This is a genomic window from Avibacterium sp. 21-594 (assembly GCF_026226815.1).
Taxonomy (GTDB): domain Bacteria; phylum Pseudomonadota; class Gammaproteobacteria; order Enterobacterales; family Pasteurellaceae; genus Avibacterium; species Avibacterium avium.
Map to the genome: position 1 here is coordinate 517,128 of NZ_JAKKOC010000001.1, position 22,077 is coordinate 539,204.

The window sequence follows — 22,077 nt, forward strand, 5'->3', positions numbered from 1 at the left end:
TTTTGCAAAAACTCCATAAGGCGTAAAAAATTCTATGCAATTCGCAAAAATGTGAGCTGCATCACATTCTATTTTTCATAATCCGCTATAATAAAATTGAAATCACAGTTTAATAATTTTAAAATTAGTTTACCTGAATGATAAATTTCAATGACAACCTAATTTAACGAGTTAAAGGAGCAACTATGTCAAACATCTTAGATCAATTCTCACTGAAAGGAAAAATTGCTTTAGTTACAGGCGCATCATACGGTATCGGCTTTGCCATCGCTTCCGCATTAAGCCAAGCAGGGGCAAAAATCGTATTCAACGATGTAAATGAAGAAAACTTGAAAAAAGGCCTTGCCGCTTATAAAGAAGCAGGCATTGATGCGCACGGTTATTTATTTGATGTAACAGATGAAAACGCAGTAAAAGAACACGTTGCGAAAATCGAAAACGAAGTAGGCGTGATTGACATTTTGGTAAACAACGCAGGTATCATTCAACGTATCCCAATGCTAGAAACCACCGCTGCGGACTATCGCAAAATTATCGACATCGATTTAACTGGCCCGTTCATTATGTCAAAAGCCGTATTACCTTCAATGATCAAAAAAGGACACGGTAAAATCATCAACATCTGCTCAATGATGAGTGAATTAGGTCGCGAAACTGTGGTTGGTTACGCTTCTGCAAAAGGTGGCTTAAAAATGCTAACCAAAAACATCTGTTCAGAATTTGGTGAAGCCAACATTCAATGTAATGGTATCGGCCCAGGTTACATCGCCACCCCACAAACCGCACCATTACGCGAAAGACAACCAGACGGCTCACGCCACCCATTTGATCAATTTATCATCGCCAAAACCCCTGCTGCTCGCTGGGGAACCCCAGAAGATCTCGCAGGCGCTGCAGTGTTCTTATCTTCTGACGCCTCAAACTTCATCAACGGTCATATTCTATACGTTGACGGCGGTATCTTGGCATATATTGGTAAACAGCCGTAAATTGCTTATAGGTGTGGGTCTTCAGCCCGCACCTTTTTTATTATTCATACGGACTAAATAGGAGGAAAATATAAATAATCAAAATGCAGTACAAGCCTCATCGCCAGAATTTAATAAACAACTTCGGCGGGCTAAATTCGGTGCAGCCATCGGCACTTCTCTCGACCAGATGGAAATGACTCTCTTCTCTCTCGCTTCGGCATTATGTTTTGGCCAAGTTTTCTTCCCTAACGCATCACCTATTATTGGTTTAATCTCAGCTTTTGGTATTTATGGTGTAGGCTTTTTAGTTCGACCAATTGGGGGATTGATTTTCTCTCATTTAGGTGAAACTCGTGGACGTAAATGGGTATTATCCACAACCGTCTTATTAATGGGATTAGCGACATTTAGTATTGGTTTAATTCCATCTTATGACAGCATTGGAATTTGGGCGCCAATACTCTTGATTATCTGCCGTTGTGTACAAGGTGCAGCTGTTGGTGCTGAATATACATCTGGCACAACTTATCTTACTGAAATCGCACCAATTGGCAAACGTGGTATTACGGCAAGCTATGTATGGGCTGGCGCGAGTGCAGGAACAGTTGTTGGTGGTTTAGTATGGACAGTTATCCTTGTTAGCCTTGATCGTAATGATTTAATTGCTTGGGGCTGGCGTATTCCATTTTTATTAACGATCTTTGTAACTGTTTTCGCTATTTGGATGCGCTTAAAATTGCACGAGTCACCTGTTTTTGTCGAAAAACAGAAAGAGTTCAAAGAACGTGCCAAACAAGCAATGCCTCTTGTTCAAGCGTGGAAACATTCTCGTAAAAATATGCTACGCGTTTTCGGTTTCACTTTTCCTTGTGTTGGACATTCATTTATGTACCAAGCATTTTTAGGTGGCTATATTGTAAACTATGTCCGCTCAGATGGTGGAGCAATTTTCTCAACTGCCACAGCAATTGGTGCAGTAGTTGGAATTTTTGGTGGACTATTCGGCGGCTGGCTCTCTGATAAAATTGGACGCCGTAAAGCAGGATTAATTTACTCCATCATAATGTGTATCTTCCCATTCTTCGCCTTTATGATGGCAAATACAGGTGAACCAATCTTAATCGGTTTGATTATGATCTTCTGTTTCTGGTTCCCAGCAGAAGGCGCTATGGGTGTACAAAGCCCTCAACTACCAGAAATTTTCGGTTCTCGCTATCGTTACAGTGCATTAACTGTTGCGCGTGAAATTGGGGCTATTGGTGGTGGATTGGTACCAATGTTCTCATCCATTATTTTAGCCTATTTCGGGGGATGGCAAGCTGTAGCTATCTTTATGAGCTTATTAATGATGATCACTGTATTCACAACTTACAATACCGTTGAAACTAAAGACCGTGACTTATTCGCCGAAGAAGATGCAATGTAATTATTACATCATTCATTAAATTAAAATGTAGAAGATGAAGATTGATCTTCTACATTTTTTATTTCTACCTTTGCTACTTACCTCATAAATTTTGCTGTAAAAATCACCGCTCTTTGCTAGAATGTTATTTATTGTTCTATCGAACTCTGCATAAAAATAATATGAAGAAACAAATATTCGATCGCTTAATCAAAAGCGCAGAACAAATGGTTGCGATTGAAAAAGGTAAAATGATTCCCCTAGCTAATTCAATAACCACTTTCCATATTCCAAATATAAAAAAGATTCGAGAAAATACCCAACTAAAACAAAAACGCCCCAAGTTTCCTTGAGGCGCATAAATAAAAATCAAATACTACCTTGAAAGAAACAACGCTGCAGCACCGCGCACGCCGCCAGAATCGCCGTATTTGGCTTTTTTGATTACAGGCACTTTGGCACTGCGCATTAGGTGTTTAGGCAGGGCTTTTGGTAGTGCTTCGTAGAGATAATCAAAGTTGGATAAACCGCCGCCGAGTACAATTAAATGTGGATCAAGGGCGGTGATGATGTTGCCGATAGAAATGGCAGCGAGCTCCACAAACATTTCCACAAATTCCACCGCACTTTGATCTTTCGCGTAAAAACGCTGGATAATTTCTTTGGCAGAGAGATTTTCCCCTTTGAGATCGCGATACAGCATTTCAAAGCCACGGCCTGAAAGATAGGTGTCTAAACAGGCTTGATTGCCGCAGCCGCAAGGGTAAATTGGCGCTTTATCCCAGCCTAGTAATTTCAAGGCGTGGTAATTCAGCTGCATATGCCCCAATTCGCCCGCCATTCCGATTTGTCCTGAGTAGATTTTGCCGTCAACCACTAATCCACCACCAAAACCTGTGCCAAGAATTAAGCCTAACACGCTTGGATATTGCTGATTTTCTTCAGCCCAAGCTTCTGATAAGGCAAAACAATTTGCGTCATTTTCTGCCCGCACTTCGCGATCTAAACGCTGGCTTAAATCTTGTAAAATAGGTTTGTTGTCTGCCACACGAATATTGGTGATTTCCGCCAAGCCTGTTTCGTGATTCACGAAACCCGGTAAGCCTAGCCCCACTGTGCCTTTTTCGCCAAATTTTTCATCGGCTTTTTTCACCAAATTCACAATGGTATCAAGCCATTGTTCGTAGCTGTCTTTTGGTGTATCCACCCGTTCGGAATATTGTTTTTCCAATTTTTCATTGAATACGGCAAGCTCAATTTTTGTACCGCCAATATCAAATCCGTATAACATTGTTCACCTCAAAAAATAATTAAAAATCTGACCGCACTTTATTATTGCGCTCTATCTTGCAAAGTGCGGTTAAAAATTGGTTTGTTTTTGATCCAATCGAATAATCCGCAATGAAACACCCACGCCAGCAATACGGAAACCAATAAATCAATCGGGTAATGCATTCCTAAACGCAAACGGCTGACTAGCATTAGCACCGCCCAAACGGCAATGCCTGCGGTGAGATATTTCATTCCTTTATTGTTACGTCCAAGCAGTTGTCCAAATCCCACTGCAAGCATTAGCCAAGTGGCGGCAAAAATGCTGTGGCCAGACGGGAAAGAATAGCCTGTTTCTTTGCTACGGTGATGCACCAAATGGGCATCAACTTGTTTATCTGCATAATAATCCAACACGATTTTTTCGCGTTCATTGCGAGGTTGATCGTAAAAATAGTCAGGGCTAACGCTTGATTTTTCCGCCAATTGCACAATAAAAGGACGAGGTTCAGCAAACACCGTTTTGAGCGCCGATTTCACACCTTGGGTAACGCCCACAGAAAGCGCCATTACCGCAATCACCGCAAGGGCTTGTTTTTTATTCCGAATAGCGAAAAAATATACCAATGCAAAAAAAGCACAGGTCAGTATGGCATAAGGTGAACTGCCTGTTTCGGTAATAAGATAAAGCAACGTATCAATTTGTGTATAATTTGTATCCCCTTGCCAATGCCAGTTAATTAACCACGCAAAAAAAGGCACACAACAAAGCAATAAGGTATATAATGAAAGGCGTTTTAACATTTTAATCACTCCATAAATTTGAGTGCATAGTTTAGCATTATTCAATAAAAAAAGAATGAAGGATTTAGCGATGACAAAAATTCAACGGGTTACGGAAGCCAATTTACCGACCGAATTTGGTTTATTCCGCATTGTGGGCTTTGAGTTTCCCGACACTAAAAAAGAACACGTTGCCTTAGTAATGGGCGACATTTCAAATCCAGATGAGCCTGTTTTAGCCCGCATTCATTCGGAATGTTTAACAGGCGATGCGTTGCATAGCCTGAAATGCGATTGCGGTTTTCAGCTTGCCACAGCACTACGTCAAATTAGCGAAGAAGGTCGTGGCGTGCTGATTTATCACCGCGAAGAGGGGCGTGGCATTGGCTTAATTAACAAGATCCGTGCTTATTCTTTACAAGATCAAGGAATGGATACCATTGAAGCCAACCTTGCTTTGGGCTTTGCCGCAGATGAGCGTAATTTTGAAGTTTGCGCGGATATTTTTGATCTACTCGGTGTGAAACAAGTTCGCCTGCTCACCAACAACCCAAACAAAATCGATACAATGAAAAAAGCGGGAATAAACGTGGTGGAACGCGTTCCGTTAAACGTGGGCGAAAACCGCTACAACACGGAATATTTAGACACCAAAGCGAAAAAAATGGGCCATTTCATCGTGCATAACAACCAAAAACACCTAATGACCTGCCCACATTGTCAGGAAGAAGTGCCGAATAGGGAATAAAATAATGCATAATTTAAAAGAGCAACAAATTAGACAACAAGCCCTACAGTTTGCAATTGATAATAATCGTCTTGAAGGACTATATCTTAGCCAAGAGATGCTCCATTATTTTCAAAAATGGGCAATGGGTGAAATAACTATCTCAGAATTAAAAGTAAAAACGAATGAAATATCATAGCTCTGATCCTATGCTAAATAAAAATGGGGTACTAATTAATAAGCTGAACATCGAAACGCAAGATGAACTAGATAAAAAAGAAGCTCAAATCACTGCTATTCAAACAGCTATATTGTTAATTACACCAGTGAAAGGGCAATTTGATATCGCTCACCTAAAAGCTATCCATAAACATTTGTTTAATGAGATCTATTCTTGGGCTGGCGAAATTAGAAGTATTGATATCTCTAAAGGAGATACAATGTTTGCAACCAGCTCAAGAATTATCCCTGAGCTAGAAAAATTGTTTAATGAGCTAAAAAATGAGCAATTTTTGAAAAATACGCTTCCAGAAAAAATCCCTGCAAGATTAGCTTACTATTTAGGCGAAATTAATGCGATACACCCTTTTCGTGAAGGCAATGGTCGTACTCAACGATTATTCATTCACCAATTAGCTCAAACCTTAGGTTTTTATTTAAATCTTGAGAAAGTAAGTGCAGATGAAATGATTCAAGCATCTATTTTATCGCATAAATGTGATTACAGTGCCTTAGAAAATATTATCAAAAAAGGATTAACCCCAATTCCTAAATGACAAAAAGATTTCTACCAGTCGTCTAACCAGCTAACTGCAAAAAACACTACTTTTTTTGTAAAAAACGCATAAAATATTGGGTATATTTGCACGCTAAGTAAAATATTGCTAAAGTGCTTACTAATTTTGCCGAAAAACTAGGAATAACAAATGAGCCAAGAATACTTAGATTTTGAACTCCCGATTGCTGAACTTGAAGCGAAAATTGAATCGTTACGCGCAGTCGCGGGACAAGACAGTGAAATCAATCTTGATGATGAAATTGCTCGCTTACAGAAAAAAAGCGAAGAATTAACCAAAAAAACCTTTGCCAACTTAGATGCGTGGCAAGTTTCTCGTATGGCTCGCCACCCAAATCGTCCTTATACATTGGATTATATCGAACAAATTTTCACCGAGTTTGAAGAACTCGCAGGCGATCGTGCTTTTGCAGATGATAAAGCCATTGTGGGTGGTTTAGCTCGTTTAGACGGCAAGCCAGTTATGGTCATTGGCCACCAAAAAGGACGCACGGTAAAAGATAAAGTGAAACGTAACTTTGGTATGCCAGCCCCTGAAGGCTATCGCAAAGCGTTGCGTTTAATGGAAATGGCAGAACGTTTTAAATTGCCAATCATCACCTTTATTGACACCCCAGGTGCGTACCCTGGTGTGGGTGCGGAAGAGCGTGGACAATCGGAAGCTATTGCGCGCAACTTGCGTGAAATGTCAATGCTAAAAGTGCCAATTATTTGTACGGTAATTGGTGAAGGTGGTTCTGGTGGCGCGTTAGCCATTGGCGTGGGCGATAAAGTCAATATGTTGCAATACAGCACTTATTCCGTGATTTCCCCAGAGGGCTGTGCGTCCATTTTATGGAAAAGCGCCGATAAAGCCTCCACCGCTGCTGAAGTAATGGGACTAACCGCACCACGCCTACAAGAGCTAAAACTTATCGACAGCATCATACCAGAGCCATTAGGCGGTGCGCATCGTGATTATGAACAAATGGCACAAAATCTAAAACAGCGTTTACTGGCAGATTTAGCGGATTTAGAAATTCTTGATCCTGATACCTTGTTAGAACGCCGTTACCAACGCCTAATGAGCTACGGTTATTGCTAAATAAAAATGTGCGGTTTTTTAACCGCACTTTTACTTTCAAGCGTTATTAGAAAGCATAAAGGATAGCAAAATGAAACATCTTCTTTCCATTCAATCTCACGTCGTTTACGGTTATGCAGGCAACAAATCTGCCACTTTTCCAATGCAGTTGCTCGGCATTGATGTGTGGGCATTGAACACCGTGCAATTTTCCAATCACACTCAATATGGTCAATGGACGGGAATGGTAATGCCACCAGCACAAATTGGCGAAATCGTACAAGGCATTGATAATATTGGTCAATTACATCAATGTGATGCGGTGATTTCAGGTTATATCGGCGCGGCGGAGCAAGTGGAAGAAATCATTAATGCGGTGCAAAAAGTGAAATCTCGCAATCCTAACGCCGTTTATTTGTGCGATCCTGTCATGGGCCACCCCGACAAAGGCTGTATTGTGGCTGATGGCGTGAAAGAAAATCTCATCAACCTTGCTATGGCGAAAGCCGATATTATCACCCCTAATTTAGTGGAACTGCGTGAACTAAGCGGTTTACCAGTAGAAAACTTTGCTCAAGCCATTGAAGCGGTAAAAGTGATTTTATCCAAAGGGCCGAAAAAAGTTTTGGTGAAACACCTAAGCAAAGTGGGGCAAGATCCAAGCCAATTTGAAATGTTGCTCGCCAACCAAGAGGGCATTTGGCATATTAGCCGCCCACTTCATCAATTTAAGAAAGAACCTGTGGGCGTGGGCGATTTAACCGCGGGGCTATTTATGGCGAATTTGCTCAATGGCAAAAGCGATGTGGAAGCCTTTGAGCATACCGCCAATGCCGTGAATGATGTGATGACCGTAACGCAACAGCAGGATAATTATGAACTGCAAATTGTGGCGGCGCGTGAACAGATTGTTCGCCCTGTGAGCCAATTTAACGCAGTGAAAATCGCCTAATATTGCCCTTGCTATGACGCTAATTGAGCAATTTCAACAGCAATTACAACGCCAGCCCCACTCGCATTTTCTGATTGCCTTAAGCGGTGGGCTGGATTCTACCGTGTTACTTGCGCTTTTAGCAAAATTACGCGAAAAACAACCGCACTTCCATCTGCGCGCGATCCATATTCATCACGGGTTAAGCCCGAATGCGGATCACTGGGTTGCACATTGCCAACAGCTTTGCCAGCAATTTTCCATTCCCTTGATCGTTGAAAAAGTGCAACTTTCACGGGGAATGGGGGTGGAAGCAGCTGCTCGCCAAGCCCGTTATCACGCCATTCAACGCCATATTTTGCCGCAAGAAATGTTGGTTACCGCCCACCACCAACAAGATCAAACCGAAACCTTTTTTCTTGCCTTGAAAAGAGGTAGCGGCGTCAGCGGATTATCAGCGATGAAAACGCAAAGTGCGGTGTTTAATCTGAATATTTTTCGTCCCCTACTCGGCTTTTCGCGCCAACAACTTTGGCAATATGCCACGGAAAATCAGCTATCGTGGATTGAAGATGAAAGCAATCAAGACAATCAATACGAACGCAATTTCTTACGCAATGAAATCTTACCCAAATTGCGTGAACGCTGGACGCACTTCGATCAAGTAGTGCAACGCAGTGCCACCCATTGTGCCGAGCAACAACAGCTTTTAGCCGAATTATTACAACCCGAGCTAGAAAAATATTCGGACAAAACGCACCGCACTTTTGATTTAACGGATTTCTCGCAATGGTCTGATTTGAAACAAAAAGCCCTACTCCGCTTATGGCTGGAAACCTTGCAACAGCCAATGCCGTCCACCAAACAATTGGAGCGATTGATTCAAGACGTGATTTTTGCCGAAACGGATCGCAATCCGCAATTTCAATTGGGCGATAAAATCCTGCGCCGTTATCAACAGCGGTTATATTTAATCGAAATCTTCGCCGATCTTCGTGCACTAAAAATTCCCGTTCGCTTAAATCAGCAGATTGAATTGCCTGACAATCTTGGCGAAATCAGCTTCACCCAAACCAAATCAGCCATTCAAATTCAATGGCAAGGGAAAAGCTATCAGTTGCCATTAACCGATGCACCGATCTCAATCCGTTTTACTTATTCGGGCAAAGTTCGCAATGCGCAAGGCGTTCATCAAGACATCAAAAAACTGTGGCAAGCACACAATGTACCAGTCTGGCAACGCACACGCACTCCGCTAATTTTTTATGGCGAAAATTTCCAAAGTGCGGTGGGATTTTTTCAAAATTTTGCATCTGAAAGCAAATAAAACTTGCTCAATTTGCACCTCACTTTTCCCCGCATAAAGATAAGGTTTGACACAACCCCAGCTTATTTCTATTATGCCTGTTATTAAATCTAAGTCATCACAATAAGTCGTAACAAAATGAAACAACATCCTTCTTTTTCTCTTATCCAACAAGCCCTTAAAGATCGCATTCTTATTTTAGATGGCGCGATGGGGACGATGATCCAGCAATATAAACTCACCGAAGCAGATTTTCGCGGTGAGCGCTTTAAAGACAGCCCCATCGATCTACGCGGCAATAATGATTTACTTACGCTTACTCAGCCTTTGGTGATTCAAGCGATTCACGAAAAATATCTTGCTGCAGGGGCGGATATTATCGAAACCAACACCTTTTCAGCCACCACTATTGCGCAAGCGGATTATGCCCTTGAAAGCGTTGCTTATGAGCTGAATTTTGCTGGCGCGAAATTGGCGCGTTTGGCGGCGGATAAATATAGCACGCCAGAAAAACCACGTTTTGTGGCTGGTGTGCTTGGGCCGACTAACCGCACCGCCTCTATTTCGCCTAATGTAAACGATCCTGCTTACCGCAATATCACCTTTATGCAGTTGGTTGATGCCTATGCAGAAGCCACCAAAGGATTAATCGAAGGTGGCGCGGATCTCATTATGATCGAAACCATTTTCGATACGCTCAATGCCAAAGCGGCGGCATTCGCCATTGATCAAGTGTTTGAAGAACTTGACATCAAATTGCCAATTATGATTTCAGGCACGATTACCGATGCTTCAGGGCGTACCCTTTCAGGGCAAACTACGGAAGCCTTTTATAACTCGTTGCGCCACGTTAAGCCATTAAGCTTTGGATTAAACTGCGCCCTTGGGCCAAAAGAATTGCGTCAATATGTGGAAGTGATGTCAAAAATCTGCGAAACCTTTGTTTCCGTTCACCCAAATGCAGGCTTGCCAAATGCCTTTGGTGGTTATGATTTAGGCGCAGAAGAAATGGCCGCTTATATTCAAGAATGGGCGCAAAACGGCTGGCTGAACATTGTGGGCGGCTGCTGTGGAACAACCCCTGAGCATATCCACGCCATTGCAGAAGTGGTGAAAAACGTGCCGCCAAGAGCCTTGCCTGATTTGCCTGTGGCAATGCGTTTATCAGGCTTAGAACCCTTAAACATTGATGAAAACAGCCTCTTTGTAAACGTGGGCGAACGTAATAATGTTACGGGTTCAGCGAAATTTAAAAAATTAATTAAAGAAGATCGCTATGCCGAAGCCATTGAGATTGCCATAGACCAAGTGGAAAATGGCGCTCAGGTGATTGATGTGAATATGGACGAAGCCTTGCTCGATAGCGAAAAATGTATGGTTCAATTCCTTAATATTATGGCAACCGAACCTGATGCCGCGAAAGTGCCAGTGATGATCGATTCCTCTAAATGGGAAGTGATCGAAGCGGGCTTGCAATCAATTCAAGGCAAAGGGATTGTAAATTCCATTTCCCTGAAAGAAGGCAAGGAAAAATTTGTTGAGCAAGCCAAATTGATCCGCCGTTACGGTGCAGCCGCGGTGGTGATGGCGTTTGATGAAGTGGGACAAGCAGATACTGAAGAACGCAAGGTGGAAATCTGTACCCGTGCTTATCATATTTTGGTTGATGAAGTGGGCTTTCCACCAGAAGACATTATTTTTGACCCGAATATTTTCGCCATCGGTACAGGGATTGAAGAACACAATAACTATGGGGTAGATTTCATTAATGCCACAGGACGCATTAAACGCTCACTCCCCCACGCTAAAATTTCTGGTGGTGTGTCCAATGTTTCTTTCTCGTTCCGTGGCAACAATCCAATGCGTGAAGCCATTCACGCCGTTTTCCTTTATCACGCCATCAAACAAGGTATGGATATGGGGATCGTCAATGCAGGGCAACTGGCAATTTATGATGATCTTGATCCTGAACTGCGTGAAATTGTCGAAGATGCGGTGCTAAATCGCAGCCCTGATGCTACTGATCGCTTGCTAGAAATTGCAGACAAATATAAAGGTTCTGCCAGCGAAAATAACGATAATGCTGTGGCAGAATGGCGAACTTGGCCTGTTGAAGAACGATTAAAACACGCCTTAGTGAAAGGTATTACTAGCCATATTATTGAAGATACGGAAGAAGCGCGTCTGCAATTTAGCTCACCGCTAGAAGTGATCGAAGGCCCATTAATGGCGGGAATGGACGTGGTTGGTGATCTATTCGGGGACGGTAAAATGTTCCTCCCCCAAGTGGTGAAATCTGCGCGTGTAATGAAACAATCGGTCGCCTATTTAGAGCCTTTTATCAACGCCACGAAACAGCAAGGTGTATCAAGCGGAAAAGTGGTGATCGCCACGGTAAAAGGCGATGTACACGACATCGGCAAAAACATTGTCAGCGTGGTATTGCAATGTAATAACTTTGAAGTGATCGATCTTGGTGTGATGGTGCCAGCGGATAAAATCATTGAAACAGCGATCAACGAAAAAGCCGATATTATCGGTTTAAGCGGTTTGATCACGCCATCGTTAGATGAAATGGAATATTTCTTAGGTGAAATGAACCGCCTTGGCTTGAGCTTGCCTGTGATTATCGGTGGCGCAACCACCTCAAAAGAACATACCGCCATCAAACTTTATCCAAAATACAAGCACGAAGTGATCTACACCACCAATGCGTCCCGTGCTGTAACGGTTTGTGCCGCCTTGATGAATCCAGAAAGCAAAGCGGAACTTTGGCAACGAACCAAAAAAGAATATGAAAAAATTCAGCATAGCTTTGCTAACCGCAAACCATTACGCCAACAACTTCCAATTGAAGAAGCGCGTGCTAACGCTTTCCCTGCGTTTTCTGGCGAATGGGCGGATTATCAAGTGCCACAACCAAAACAAACAGGCATTGTGGAATACAAAAATGTGCCAATTTCCACCTTACGCCAATTTATTGACTGGTCACCATTTTTCCGTTTATGGGGGTTAATGGGCGGTTATCCCGATGCCTTTGACTATCCAGAGGGCGGCGAAGAAGCGCGCAAAGTCTATAATGATGCGCAACAAATGCTTGATGAATTTGAGCAAAACGGCAAACTCAAACCAAGTGGAATTATGGGCATTTTCCCAGCCTATCGTAAGGGCGATGATATTGAAATTTATCAAAATTCCGACCGCACTTCTGTGGCAGGCGTGGCGCATCATCTGCGCCAACAAAGCGAACGCGGCAAAAATAGCAAAAGCCCTTATAACTTTGCCTTAAGTGATTTTATTGCCGATCGCGAAAGCGGCCAACAAGATTGGTTCGGAATGTTTGCGGTGTGCGCAGGAATTGAAGAACACGATTTAGTAGAAGGCTTCAAAGCCGCTGGCGATGATTACAACGCCATTCTACTCCAAGCCGTTGGCGACCGCTTAGCTGAAGCGATGGCAGAATACTTACACTTTGAACTTCGCACTAAGGTTTGGGGCTATTCCAATGAAACTTTCAATAACGAAAATCTGATCGCAGAAAATTATGTGGGTATCCGCCCTGCACCGGGTTATCCAAGCTGTCCAGAACATACGGAAAAACAACTGATTTGGGATTTACTTGAAGTGGAACAACGCATTGGAATGAAACTCACCGAAAGTTACGCAATGTGGCCCGCTGCCAGCGTCTGCGGTTGGTACTTCACCCACCCAGCCAGCAACTACTTCACCCTAGGCCGCATTGACCAAGACCAAGCCTTAGACTACGCTCAACGCAAAGGCTGGAACGAAAAAGAAATGCACAAATGGCTTGGGGTTTCGATGAAGTAAATTGAAATAAGTAAACTAAAAAAAGTGCGGTGAAAAATCACCGCACTTTTTCTATTTCATACATTTATCAATCTCACCAATCCATCTTTTTTCCACATCAATCTCCGCTTTCACCCCAAACGCAATGGCTAGATTTTCTGCGGTTAGGACGTTTTGCGTGTTGCCGTGGGCGAGTAAGTTGCCTTGGTGGAGCAAGATGATTTCGTCGCAGAAACGGTAGGCAAGATCAAGGTGGTGAATGGCAACCACGCAGGTGGTGTTTGGGGTGAGAGATTTTAATTGTTCTAAAATATCAATTTGATAATAAGGATCAAGGGGCGCGATAGGCTCGTCTGCCAATAAGATTGGTGCGTTTTTAATACAACAACGGGCAAGCTGAACGCGGGCTTTTTCGCCGCCTGAAAGCTGTTGGAAAGGTTGTTCTAATAGATGTTGAACAGAAAATTGCTTTGCAGCTTGCTGGATCTTTTCTTGCTGCCATTGTTGATGTGATGAATTAAATAAACGATCAAAAAATTTGTCTTTTTTTGACCGCACTTTTTCCTTGGGAGTAAACAATGTTTCGGGCAAGCCGAGCGCAATTACGTCATAAACAGATAAATCCCAATAAATATTAGTACTTTGCGCAAAATACGCCAACATTTGGCTTTTTTCAGTCAGGCTCATTTCGGTGAGCGGTTTGTCGTTCAATAAAATTGAGCCGGTTTCCAGTGGTAAAATGCCCGCAATCGCCTTGAGCAAAGTGGACTTCCCTGCGCCATTGCCGCCCATTATGCCCACTAATTTACCTTGGGGAATTTGCGCGCTGATATTTTTAACGCCATAAGCAAGGCTTACATTGTGCAAGTTAATCACGGGCTAATCTCCGTTGTTGGGTGAGCAAAATCCAAATCAAGCAAGGTGCGCCGATAATGGCGGTGAGCGTGCCAATATAAATATGCGAGAAAAACGGCACGTATTGAATAGCAAGATCGGCAAGTAACAAAAGTAACGCACCAATTAGCCCGCTAGTTAGATAAAGCTGTGAAGGGCGTTTTTTCAGCCAGATGCGCGCAAAGTGCGGGGCAATTAAGCCGATAAATCCGATTGTGCCAGTTTGCGGAATGGTGGCGCCCACCAGCAACGCCACGCCAAGGGTGGTGATAAAAAAGCTACGTTTTGGGTCAATGCCCATCGTGCTAGCCGTTTCTTCCCCAAAAGTGAGTAAATCTAGGTAACGGCGTTGGCAATATAAACAGATTGCGCCCACCACCACTATAGGCAGAGAAAGCAAGAGCGGTTCGATTTTTGCCCACATTAATGATCCCTGCAACCAGCGGTATAATTCTGCTAATGCCCAAGGGCTTTGTGCGTTGGAAAGCAATAAGGCGATGGCCGAGCCGAGCAACATATTCACCGCAACGCCCGCCAAGATCATCATTGTTGTGCCTTTATTTTTGGTGATGAAATAGACCAACAAAAAACTACTCAACGCGCCTAAAATGCCGCCAAACAATAGAAAAGATAAGGGTAAAGAAAAATAATAGAGCAAAAACACGCTCGCCGTGGTTGCGCCATTAGCCGCCCCTAATAACCCCGGGCTAGCCAAGGGATTTTGAAACAACCCCTGCATTGCATTGCCTGCCAGCGCAAGGCTTGCTCCCGTTAAAATGGCTAAACCAAGGCGTGGCAAGCGAATATCCCATAGCACTAAAGATCGCATATCGGTGGCGATCCCCTGTGCATTGCGTAAATAAGCAAAATCCCCCAGCTGATGAAAAATCGCAAAAGCAATCAAAAAAAGTAATAAAGCAAAAAGGGAAAGGTTTAATCGTTTCATTCTGCTTGCTCTCTCTTATTCAGTTGGCGATAAATCCTCGCCGCGCCTTGCCAAACGCCCTGATCAAAGCAATAACCATATTTCAGTGGCATTGTCGCCATTCGTTGCACAGGGAACATATTGGCAATTAAAGGGTGCGTCAACACTTCCGCCTGTTCGTTATAACCTTGTTTATCACTAATGGAAATCAGCCAATTTGGCTGCGCACGCAAGAGTTTCTCTAGGGAAAAATTTTGCGCCGTAATAGTGCTTTCAAGGGGCGTTAAGCCGAGCAATTTTAACAAGGTTTGGTATTGCGGAAAAATCGGCTCAACTACGCCTGTATCAGAAAGAATTAAGGTTTGCGTATTCCTTTGATTGAGCTGAAAATCGCTATTTTTTAGCTTTTCTACTAACTGCTGGGCGTGGGTTTCGTTGCCAAAACGCTTGCCTAATTCCAGCATCAAGGCGAAAAGCTGTTCCGCGGTTTGTGGGCTGTCATTAATAGGCAAAATTTTTACCCCGAGTTTTTTCAGATCTGCCACCAACTGGGGATAAAACTGCTCATTAAGCAAAATAGTTTTATCCAAATAAGGCAATAAATCCGTTAATCGCGCGTTAAGAGCGGGCTTATTTTGATTAATTTTATCCAACATCATCAGGGGATTTTTGGAATAAATAGATTGCGCGGCAATTTGTTCAGGGCGTGCTAATTCCGCCAACAAGCGATCACTGCATAGGGTGAGCGAAACAAATTGCTCTTGCGCCCAAAGCGGAATGGAAAAGAAAAGTGCGGTGAAAAATACGCGAATTTTTTGCATTAAAAAATGATGTCCCAAAAAACAAAGTGCGGTGAAAATTTTGTTAATTTTACACCGCACTTTCACAAAAGCCTATCTGCTTATGGGCTAGAAGCTACCTTTTAAGCCCACATATAAGGTGCGGCCATATTGGCCATAGCCTAAAACATTTTCATATTTTTTATCAAACAAATTGTTCAAGTTTGCATACAGATTTAAATTTGGCGTAACTTGATAATTCGCGCCAAGGCTAACCAAGGTGTAAGAAGGTATTTTTACTCTTGCAGGATAAATAGTATCAATGCGTTTACCCACATAGTTTACATTCACATTCGCACCCACTGCTTCTGTGATCTGATAGGCTAAACCTAAATTTGCCATATGTTTTGGACGGCGAACCAAGGCTTGACCGTTGCTATCTTTTGTTTGGGTATAAGTATAGTTGGCATAAGTGCTTAAATCATCGGTGATCTTGCCGTTATAGGCAATTTCAACGCCTTTAATTTTAGTCGTACTGTCCTTATTTACATAGTATGAACGAAAATTAGGCAGACTCTCTGATGCAATAAAATTTTTCACATTACGAGCAAAATAAGTTACATCTAAACTGTGGCGTTTATCTGTGCTTTCAAAAAGCAAGCCAATATCCCCACCTTTACTTTTTTCTGGCTTAAGGTTTGGATTAGGTAATATATAACTGCTATAACCATAATATTCTGTAATTGTTGGATTTTGAATTGCCGTCCCAAAACTTGCATGCGCTTTCAGATTTTGTAATACACGATAAGTTCCTGCAATACGTCCAGTAAAACTGTTGTCATATTGATTGCTATCTATATAACGCCCACTAAGACTTAAACTATGATCATTTTCACTAAACAGACGATATTCCGCTGCGACACTTTTCTCAATTAAATGCTTTTCACTATCTCCATAGCTCCCAAAATCATAATAACTAGAACGCTGATACTCTGTAAGTAAACTCAATGCTTGTTGCAGCTCACCTTCACGATCAAAATTAATATCTAACTGGTAATTCGCATTCAGTTTTTTTGCGTCATAGCTACTAGGATCTTTTCCCAGCGTATCACTATCAGTTTTTTGATGGCTAACACTTGCTTTATGTTTAAACAAATCTTTTTCCGAGCCAACATAACCGCTTAATTTAAAGGTGGTTTCACGAGTGCGGGTATAATCATCAAAGGCTGTTTCTGCGGCATAACTATTATCAAAATGTGCTGTTTGGCTAAAATGGCTGGCTAAGAGATCGATACCTTTTTCGCCGTCATCATAGCCCATGCGTAACGATAGTGCATCACGATGGAATTTATCTCGCTCTTTTGCTCCTCCCGTACTCACGCTACTGCCATCTTCCGCTGTGTAATGGAAACGATCTGAACTATAAGCAGAAATGCCTTTTGTGCGATGGCTATCACCGTGCAAACTATAATAAAAGCCGCTTTGCTGACCAGAAAGAGTCAGTGAACCGTCATAAGTGCCTTTTGAGCCTGTGCCTAAATCAAAGTCCACATTAAAAGGTGTGTCCTTATAAAGCCCGCTTTTCGTGGTAATATAAACCACGCCACCCATTGCATCGCTACCCCATAATGCTGATTGTTCTCCACGCAACACTTCAATGCGATCAATATTGCTTAGGCTTAATCCGCCGAAATCATAGCCATAGCCTGAAACAGGATTGACTTTCACACCGTCAATAATCACCGCAGTTTGATTTGAATCTGCACCACGCAGATAAAGGCTGGTTAATGTACCGCGTCCGCCTAATGCCCCCAATGCCACGCTTGGCACAGTTTTTAATACATCAGAAACATAGGTGGCGTTGCGTTCTGCGAAATCTTTTTCAGTTAAAACTGTTAATGATGACGCCGTTTGTTCTTCGCTTACAGGCGTGGCGTAAGCGGAATAAACATAAATTGGTGCAAGCTGTTCACTTTGTACTGCATTTTCTGCGGCATAAAGTGCGGTAGAAAATGAGAGCAAAATTGCTGTGGTGATAATATTTTTTGGCATTGTTGATCCTTAAATTTTAAATAAAAAAACGGCGCTATTTTGACATAGCACCGTTGCTTTCTCAAACCAGAAATATTCATCAAGGTTATGAACACAATTCATCTACTCAGTGCTTGAGTCCATTTTCGATATTGCTAGCCTTGATAATGCCCCACGCCGAGTTCATCTTCTTTGCGCGTGCGGTTAATCACTGCTTGTGGTGATTGCACTACACGTAAGCCCATTTGATCTTCGGTGCGTACCACATCACCGCGCAATGAGTTAGTGAACACATCAGTGATTTTAATATCGACAAATTTGCCGATCATATCTGGTGTTCCCACAAAGTTTACGATACGGTTAGTTTCCGTGCGGCCAGTGAGTTCCATTAAATCTTTCTTCGATGGCCCTTCCACTAACACGCGCTGTTCTGTGCCAAGCATTGCGCGACTAAATTGTGCCGCTTGGTTGTTAATGCGTTGTTGTAGCACATATAAACGCTGTTTTTTCTCGTCTTCACTCACATCATCAGGAATATCTGCCGCAGGTGTTCCCGGACGAGCAGAATAGATGAAGCTAAAACTCATATCGAAATTCACTTGTGCGATCAGGTTCATCGTATCTTCAAAATCTTGATCCGTTTCCCCTGGGAAACCAACGATAAAATCAGAGCTGATTTGAATATCAGGGCGCACTTTGCGTAATTTACGAATGATGGATTTATATTCCAACGCTGTATGGCCGCGTTTCATTAAATTCAAAATACGATCCGAGCCACTTTGCACTGGCAAGTGTAAGAAACTGACTAATTCTGGCGTGTCCGCATACACATCAATAATATCGTCAGTAAATTCAATTGGGTGGCTCGTGGTGAAACGCACGCGATCAATGCCGTCAATCGCCGCCACTAAACGCAATAATTCAGCGAAAGAACAAATACCGCCATCGTGCGTTGGGCCACGATAAGCATTCACGTTTTGCCCTAATAAATTCACTTCACGCACGCCTTGTTCTGCCAGCTGTGCGATTTCAAATAGCACGTCATCAAGGGGACGGCTCACTTCTTCGCCACGGGTGTAAGGCACTACGCAGAAAGTACAATATTTATTACAGCCTTCCATAATTGATACAAACGCTGTTGGGCCTTCAGCGCGCGGTTCTGGCAAGCGGTCAAATTTCTCAATTTCAGGGAAACTGACGTCCACCACGGAACTTTTACCGCCACGGATCTGGTTGATCATTTCAGGCAAGCGGTGCAAGGTTTGCGGGCCGAATACAATATCCACATAAGGCGCGCGGCTACGAATATGCTCGCCCTCTTGCGATGCCACACAACCGCCCACGCCAATCACTAAACCGGGGTTGGTTTTCTTTAATTCTTTCCAACGTCCTAATTGATGGAACACTTTTTCCTGTGCTTTTTCACGAATAGAGCAAGTGTTCAACAACAACACGTCCGCTTCTTCTGGAATATCCGTTAATTCCAAGCCGTGCGTGCTGTTTAATAAATCTGCCATTTTTGAGCTGTCATACTCGTTCATTTGGCAGCCCCACGTTTTAATATGTAATTTTTGCGTCATAATTTGCTTTAAATCGTTTAACCTGTAAAAATCGACTGGCTATTTTACCGACTTGTGCTGGTGGTGGCTAGTTAAAATAATCTTTTCTTTTGAATTTTACTCATAAAAGGTAAACTAACAGGCAGTGAAAAATGCAAGTGCGGGGCAAAATTTGGCAAAAAATCACCGCACTTTTCGGATAAAAAAGAGGCAAAAATGAATACGCAACGCGATGTAATTATTGTTGGCGGCGGAATGGTCGGTGCGGCTTGTGCCGTAGGCTTAGGGCAATTAGGGCTAAACGTGCAAGTGATTGAAGGCGCGCCATTACCCACTTTTCATGACAACTCCCCTTATGATTTACGCATTTCCGCCATTAGCCTTGCTTCTGTACAGTTACTGCAACAATTACAAAGTTGGCAATATATCGAACAAATGCGCATTTGCCCCTATCGCGCCTTAGAAACTTGGGAAATTGACGGCTTTTCTACTTACTTTCATTGCGAAGAATTAGATCATTCCGAACTCGGTTATATGGTGGAAAACAACGTGATCCAACTTGGCTTATGGCAAGCCTTGTCCCAGTTAGACAATGTGCAAAGTAGTATCGGTATGAAAGTGCAACGTGCAGAAAAGTGCGGTGAAAATTGGCAGATTTTTTTAACCAATGGTGAACAATATTCCGCCCCTTTAGTGATTGCCGCAGACGGTGCAAATTCGCAACTGCGCCAAATTGCAGGCATTGGCGTAACAGGCTGGCAATATCGCCAAGATTGTTTATTAATTTTGGTGGACACCGAATTGCCACAGCAAGACATCACTTGGCAGCAATTTTTCCCTTCTGGCCCAAGAGCTTTTTTACCCCTTGAAGGGCAACAGGCTTGCCTTGTGTGGTATGACAGCCCAGAAAAAATCACTCAACTGAAACAATTATCCAAAGAAAAATTAGCCCACGCCATTGCGCAATCTTTCCCTGCAAGATTAGGGCGCGTTAAGGTGCAAAAAGCAGGCAGTTTTGCTCTTACCCGCCGCCACGCTCAGCAATATTATCATCAAGGCATTGTACTAGTGGGCGATGCCGCTCATACTATTAATCCATTGGCTGGACAAGGGGTAAACTTAGGTTTTAAAGACGTAAAAGCGTTGTTGCAAGTGATGGAAAGTGCGGTGCAAAATCAGCAAAATTTTGCTTCTGATGAAGTGCTGAAAAAATACCAAGCCTTGCGCCAAAAAGACAATTTACTAATGCAATCAGCGATGGATTTATTCTACAAAGGCTTTAAAACAGAATTGTTGCCGCTCAAAATCGCCCGCAACGCCGCCCTTTTCTTAGCGTCCAAAGCCACACCATTGAAAAAACAGGCATTGAAGTATGCGTTGGGGTTGTAAAATTTAGGTATAAATTTGATGAAAAAATGGTGAGCATAATACTCACCATTTTGTTTGCTTTTTGTTTGCTTTGAGCTAGGATCTTTATTTCCCAATCACTTCCAATCCACCCATATATGGACGTAACACCTCTGGCACGGTGATGCTGCCGTCTGCATTTTGGTAGTTTTCAAGCACGGCAACAAGGGTGCGGCCAACGGCTAAGCCTGAGCCATTTAGGGTGTGAACAAGGCGTGGTTTTTTCTCACCTTTCACGCGATAACGAGCCTGCATACGGCGCGCTTGGAAATCCCACATATTTGAGCAAGAAGAAATTTCACGGTAAGTGTTTTGTGCTGGCACCCAAACTTCTAAATCGTAAGTTTTAGCTGAGCCAAAGCCCATATCACCAGTACATAGCAACACTTTACGATAAGGCAGATTTAACAACTGCAGCACTTTTTCTGCGTGGCCAGTGAGCTCTTCTAAAGCTTCCATTGATTTTTCTGGCTCTACGATTTGTACCATTTCTACTTTGTCGAATTGGTGCATACGGATCAAACCACGGGTATCACGGCCGTAAGATCCTGCTTCTGAACGGAAACAAGGGGTATGTGCGGTCATTTTTATTGGCAGTTCTGCTTGGTCTAAAATTTCATCACGCACAAGGTTGGTTACTGGCACTTCCGCAGTTGGGATTAAGGCGTAAGGTTGCTCCCCTTCTAGCGGTTTGGTATGGAATAAATCTTCGCCAAATTTTGGCAGCTGCCCTGTGCCATAAAGGGTGGCGTGATTAACTAAATAAGGCACATAGGTTTCGCTATAACCGTGTTGTTCGGTATGCAAATCGAGCATAAATTGCGCTAGTGCACGGTGCATTTTGGCAATTTGTCCTTTCATTACCACAAAACGCGCACCGCTTAATTTCACGCCTGCAGCAAAATCTAGTCCTTGCAGATGCTCGCCTAAGGTAACGTGATCTTTCACTTCAAAATCAAAAGTTCTTGGCTCGCCCCAACGAGAAATCTCTACATTGTCATTTTCATCGTTGCCCAATGGCACTTCATCGGCAGGAATATTTGGAATGCTAAGGGCGATTTCTTGTAGATCCGCTTGCACATCATCAAGTTGGCTTTTTGCCATACTTAATTCAATGCCCATATTATCCACTTCCGCTAATAATGGCTCAATGTCTTCGCCGCGTGCTTTTGCCGCACCAATGGCTTTTGAGCGCGCATTACGCTCTGCTTGTAAGGTTTCGGTTTTAACTTGTAGAGCTTTGCGCTGTTCTTCTAATTCTGTGATACGCGCTACATCTAGCTCAAAGCCACGTCTTACTTTTAATTTTTCTGCCACTTCCGCAAGATTATTGCGTAATAAATTTGCATCAATCATTTTGTTACCTTTAGATTAAAATAAATACAATAAAAAACTTGCTTATTCTATATCGGATAAAAAAAATA

The 22,077-nt window shown here is 42.8% G+C and carries 18 protein-coding genes; 10 read left to right on the forward strand and 8 right to left on the reverse strand.

Annotated features, from left to right (window positions below; translation table 11 throughout):
- Positions 1-185 precede the first annotated feature (185 nt).
- Together L5B76_RS02415 and L5B76_RS02420 are read left to right on the forward strand one after the other, a co-directional pair.
- Complete coding sequence (locus L5B76_RS02415; RefSeq protein ID WP_103854843.1) at positions 186-989, forward strand: gluconate 5-dehydrogenase; 804 nt, start codon at positions 186-188, stop codon at positions 987-989.
- Between the two features lie 175 nt (positions 990-1,164).
- Positions 1,165-2,397 (forward strand): MFS transporter, encoded by a 1,233-nt coding sequence (locus L5B76_RS02420; protein ID WP_326938256.1) that lies wholly within the window; start codon positions 1,165-1,167, stop codon positions 2,395-2,397.
- A 355-nt stretch (positions 2,398-2,752) separates the two neighbouring features.
- Here the strand turns inward: L5B76_RS02420 and nagK are convergent, their stop codons facing one another.
- Both nagK and L5B76_RS02430 read right to left on the reverse strand, forming a co-directional pair.
- Positions 2,753-3,667: an N-acetylglucosamine kinase gene (gene nagK, locus L5B76_RS02425; RefSeq protein ID WP_265754095.1), complete on the reverse strand. Its 915-nt coding sequence runs from the start codon at positions 3,665-3,667 to the stop codon at positions 2,753-2,755.
- A 41-nt stretch (positions 3,668-3,708) separates the two neighbouring features.
- Positions 3,709-4,449, reverse strand: a complete 741-nt coding sequence (locus L5B76_RS02430) for a phosphatase PAP2 family protein (RefSeq protein ID WP_265754096.1) — start codon at positions 4,447-4,449, stop codon at positions 3,709-3,711.
- Positions 4,450-4,519: 70 nt separating this feature from the next.
- On the opposite strand from L5B76_RS02430, the gene ribA reads away from it, so the two are divergent.
- The 7 genes from ribA to metH all read left to right on the forward strand — a co-directional run bounded on the left by ribA (position 4,520) and on the right by metH (position 13,079).
- Positions 4,520-5,176: a GTP cyclohydrolase II gene (ribA, locus tag L5B76_RS02435; RefSeq protein ID WP_115249888.1), complete on the forward strand. Its 657-nt coding sequence runs from the start codon at positions 4,520-4,522 to the stop codon at positions 5,174-5,176.
- Between the two features lie 4 nt (positions 5,177-5,180).
- Positions 5,181-5,354: an antitoxin VbhA family protein gene (locus tag L5B76_RS02440; RefSeq protein WP_265754097.1), complete on the forward strand. Its 174-nt coding sequence runs from the start codon at positions 5,181-5,183 to the stop codon at positions 5,352-5,354.
- The gene (locus L5B76_RS02445; protein ID WP_115249889.1) at positions 5,341-5,931 is read left to right on the forward strand and encodes a Fic/DOC family protein; all 591 of its coding nucleotides are present in this window, start codon (positions 5,341-5,343) and stop codon (positions 5,929-5,931) included. Before L5B76_RS02440 ends, L5B76_RS02445 begins: the two co-directional genes overlap by 14 nt.
- A 150-nt stretch (positions 5,932-6,081) precedes the next feature.
- Entirely contained in the window at positions 6,082-7,035 is a 954-nt protein-coding gene (accA, locus tag L5B76_RS02450) for an acetyl-CoA carboxylase carboxyl transferase subunit alpha (RefSeq protein WP_194750050.1), read from the forward strand.
- Between the two features lie 70 nt (positions 7,036-7,105).
- Positions 7,106-7,966, forward strand: a complete 861-nt coding sequence (pdxY, locus tag L5B76_RS02455) for a pyridoxal kinase PdxY (RefSeq protein WP_265754098.1) — start codon at positions 7,106-7,108, stop codon at positions 7,964-7,966.
- A 13-nt stretch (positions 7,967-7,979) separates the two neighbouring features.
- Positions 7,980-9,272 (forward strand): tRNA lysidine(34) synthetase TilS, encoded by a 1,293-nt coding sequence (gene tilS, locus L5B76_RS02460; protein WP_265754099.1) that lies wholly within the window; start codon positions 7,980-7,982, stop codon positions 9,270-9,272.
- A gap of 117 nt (positions 9,273-9,389) precedes the next feature.
- Positions 9,390-13,079 carry a methionine synthase gene (gene metH / locus L5B76_RS02465; RefSeq protein ID WP_265754100.1) on the forward strand — a complete coding sequence of 1,230 codons (3,690 nt, stop codon included), beginning with the start codon at positions 9,390-9,392 and terminating at the stop codon, positions 13,077-13,079.
- Positions 13,080-13,130: 51 nt separating this feature from the next.
- On the opposite strand, the gene L5B76_RS02470 is transcribed toward metH, so the two are convergent.
- From L5B76_RS02470 to miaB, 5 genes are all read right to left on the reverse strand, one after another.
- Entirely contained in the window at positions 13,131-13,934 is an 804-nt protein-coding gene (locus L5B76_RS02470) for an ABC transporter ATP-binding protein (protein WP_265754101.1), read from the reverse strand.
- Positions 13,927-14,898 (reverse strand): FecCD family ABC transporter permease, encoded by a 972-nt coding sequence (locus L5B76_RS02475; protein WP_265754102.1) that lies wholly within the window; start codon positions 14,896-14,898, stop codon positions 13,927-13,929. Before L5B76_RS02475 ends, L5B76_RS02470 begins: the two co-directional genes overlap by 8 nt.
- Positions 14,895-15,698, reverse strand: coding sequence for a helical backbone metal receptor (locus L5B76_RS02480; RefSeq protein WP_265754103.1), 804 nt, complete (start codon positions 15,696-15,698; stop codon positions 14,895-14,897). Before L5B76_RS02480 ends, L5B76_RS02475 begins: the two co-directional genes overlap by 4 nt.
- A gap of 87 nt (positions 15,699-15,785) precedes the next feature.
- Positions 15,786-17,708, reverse strand: a complete 1,923-nt coding sequence (locus tag L5B76_RS02485) for a TonB-dependent receptor plug domain-containing protein (RefSeq protein WP_265754104.1) — start codon at positions 17,706-17,708, stop codon at positions 15,786-15,788.
- 134 nt (positions 17,709-17,842) lie between these two features.
- Positions 17,843-19,267 (reverse strand): tRNA (N6-isopentenyl adenosine(37)-C2)-methylthiotransferase MiaB, encoded by a 1,425-nt coding sequence (gene miaB / locus L5B76_RS02490; protein WP_265754105.1) that lies wholly within the window; start codon positions 19,265-19,267, stop codon positions 17,843-17,845.
- A 195-nt stretch (positions 19,268-19,462) separates the two neighbouring features.
- Between miaB and L5B76_RS02495 the strand changes: the two genes are divergently transcribed.
- The gene (locus tag L5B76_RS02495; RefSeq protein WP_265754106.1) at positions 19,463-20,635 is read left to right on the forward strand and encodes an FAD-dependent monooxygenase; all 1,173 of its coding nucleotides are present in this window, start codon (positions 19,463-19,465) and stop codon (positions 20,633-20,635) included.
- An 84-nt stretch (positions 20,636-20,719) separates the two neighbouring features.
- Here the strand turns inward: L5B76_RS02495 and serS are convergent, their stop codons facing one another.
- Positions 20,720-22,009 carry a serine--tRNA ligase gene (serS, locus tag L5B76_RS02500; protein WP_126372408.1) on the reverse strand — a complete coding sequence of 430 codons (1,290 nt, stop codon included), beginning with the start codon at positions 22,007-22,009 and terminating at the stop codon, positions 20,720-20,722.
- Positions 22,010-22,077: the final 68 nt, after the last annotated feature.

Bases quoted from the DNA above. Each gene is read 5' to 3' on its own strand.
- L5B76_RS02445 (WP_115249889.1), top strand. From the start codon at position 5,341: ATGAAATATCATAGCTCTGATCCTATGCTAAATAAAAATGGGGTACTA.
- miaB (WP_265754105.1), bottom strand. From the start codon at position 19,267: ATGACGCAAAAATTACATATTAAAACGTGGGGCTGCCAAATGAACGAG.
- L5B76_RS02485 (WP_265754104.1), bottom strand. From the start codon at position 17,708: ATGCCAAAAAATATTATCACCACAGCAATTTTGCTCTCATTTTCTACC.
- metH (WP_265754100.1), top strand. From the start codon at position 9,390: ATGAAACAACATCCTTCTTTTTCTCTTATCCAACAAGCCCTTAAAGAT.
- nagK (WP_265754095.1), bottom strand. From the start codon at position 3,667: ATGTTATACGGATTTGATATTGGCGGTACAAAAATTGAGCTTGCCGTA.
- L5B76_RS02480 (WP_265754103.1), bottom strand. From the start codon at position 15,698: ATGCAAAAAATTCGCGTATTTTTCACCGCACTTTTCTTTTCCATTCCG.
- ribA (WP_115249888.1), top strand. From the start codon at position 4,520: ATGACAAAAATTCAACGGGTTACGGAAGCCAATTTACCGACCGAATTT.
- L5B76_RS02440 (WP_265754097.1), top strand. From the start codon at position 5,181: ATGCATAATTTAAAAGAGCAACAAATTAGACAACAAGCCCTACAGTTT.
- L5B76_RS02430 (WP_265754096.1), bottom strand. From the start codon at position 4,449: ATGTTAAAACGCCTTTCATTATATACCTTATTGCTTTGTTGTGTGCCT.
- L5B76_RS02495 (WP_265754106.1), top strand. From the start codon at position 19,463: ATGAATACGCAACGCGATGTAATTATTGTTGGCGGCGGAATGGTCGGT.
- serS (WP_126372408.1), bottom strand. From the start codon at position 22,009: ATGATTGATGCAAATTTATTACGCAATAATCTTGCGGAAGTGGCAGAA.
- L5B76_RS02415 (WP_103854843.1), top strand. From the start codon at position 186: ATGTCAAACATCTTAGATCAATTCTCACTGAAAGGAAAAATTGCTTTA.
- L5B76_RS02475 (WP_265754102.1), bottom strand. From the start codon at position 14,898: ATGAAACGATTAAACCTTTCCCTTTTTGCTTTATTACTTTTTTTGATT.
- L5B76_RS02420 (WP_326938256.1), top strand. From the start codon at position 1,165: ATGACTCTCTTCTCTCTCGCTTCGGCATTATGTTTTGGCCAAGTTTTC.
- accA (WP_194750050.1), top strand. From the start codon at position 6,082: ATGAGCCAAGAATACTTAGATTTTGAACTCCCGATTGCTGAACTTGAA.
- tilS (WP_265754099.1), top strand. From the start codon at position 7,980: ATGACGCTAATTGAGCAATTTCAACAGCAATTACAACGCCAGCCCCAC.
- pdxY (WP_265754098.1), top strand. From the start codon at position 7,106: ATGAAACATCTTCTTTCCATTCAATCTCACGTCGTTTACGGTTATGCA.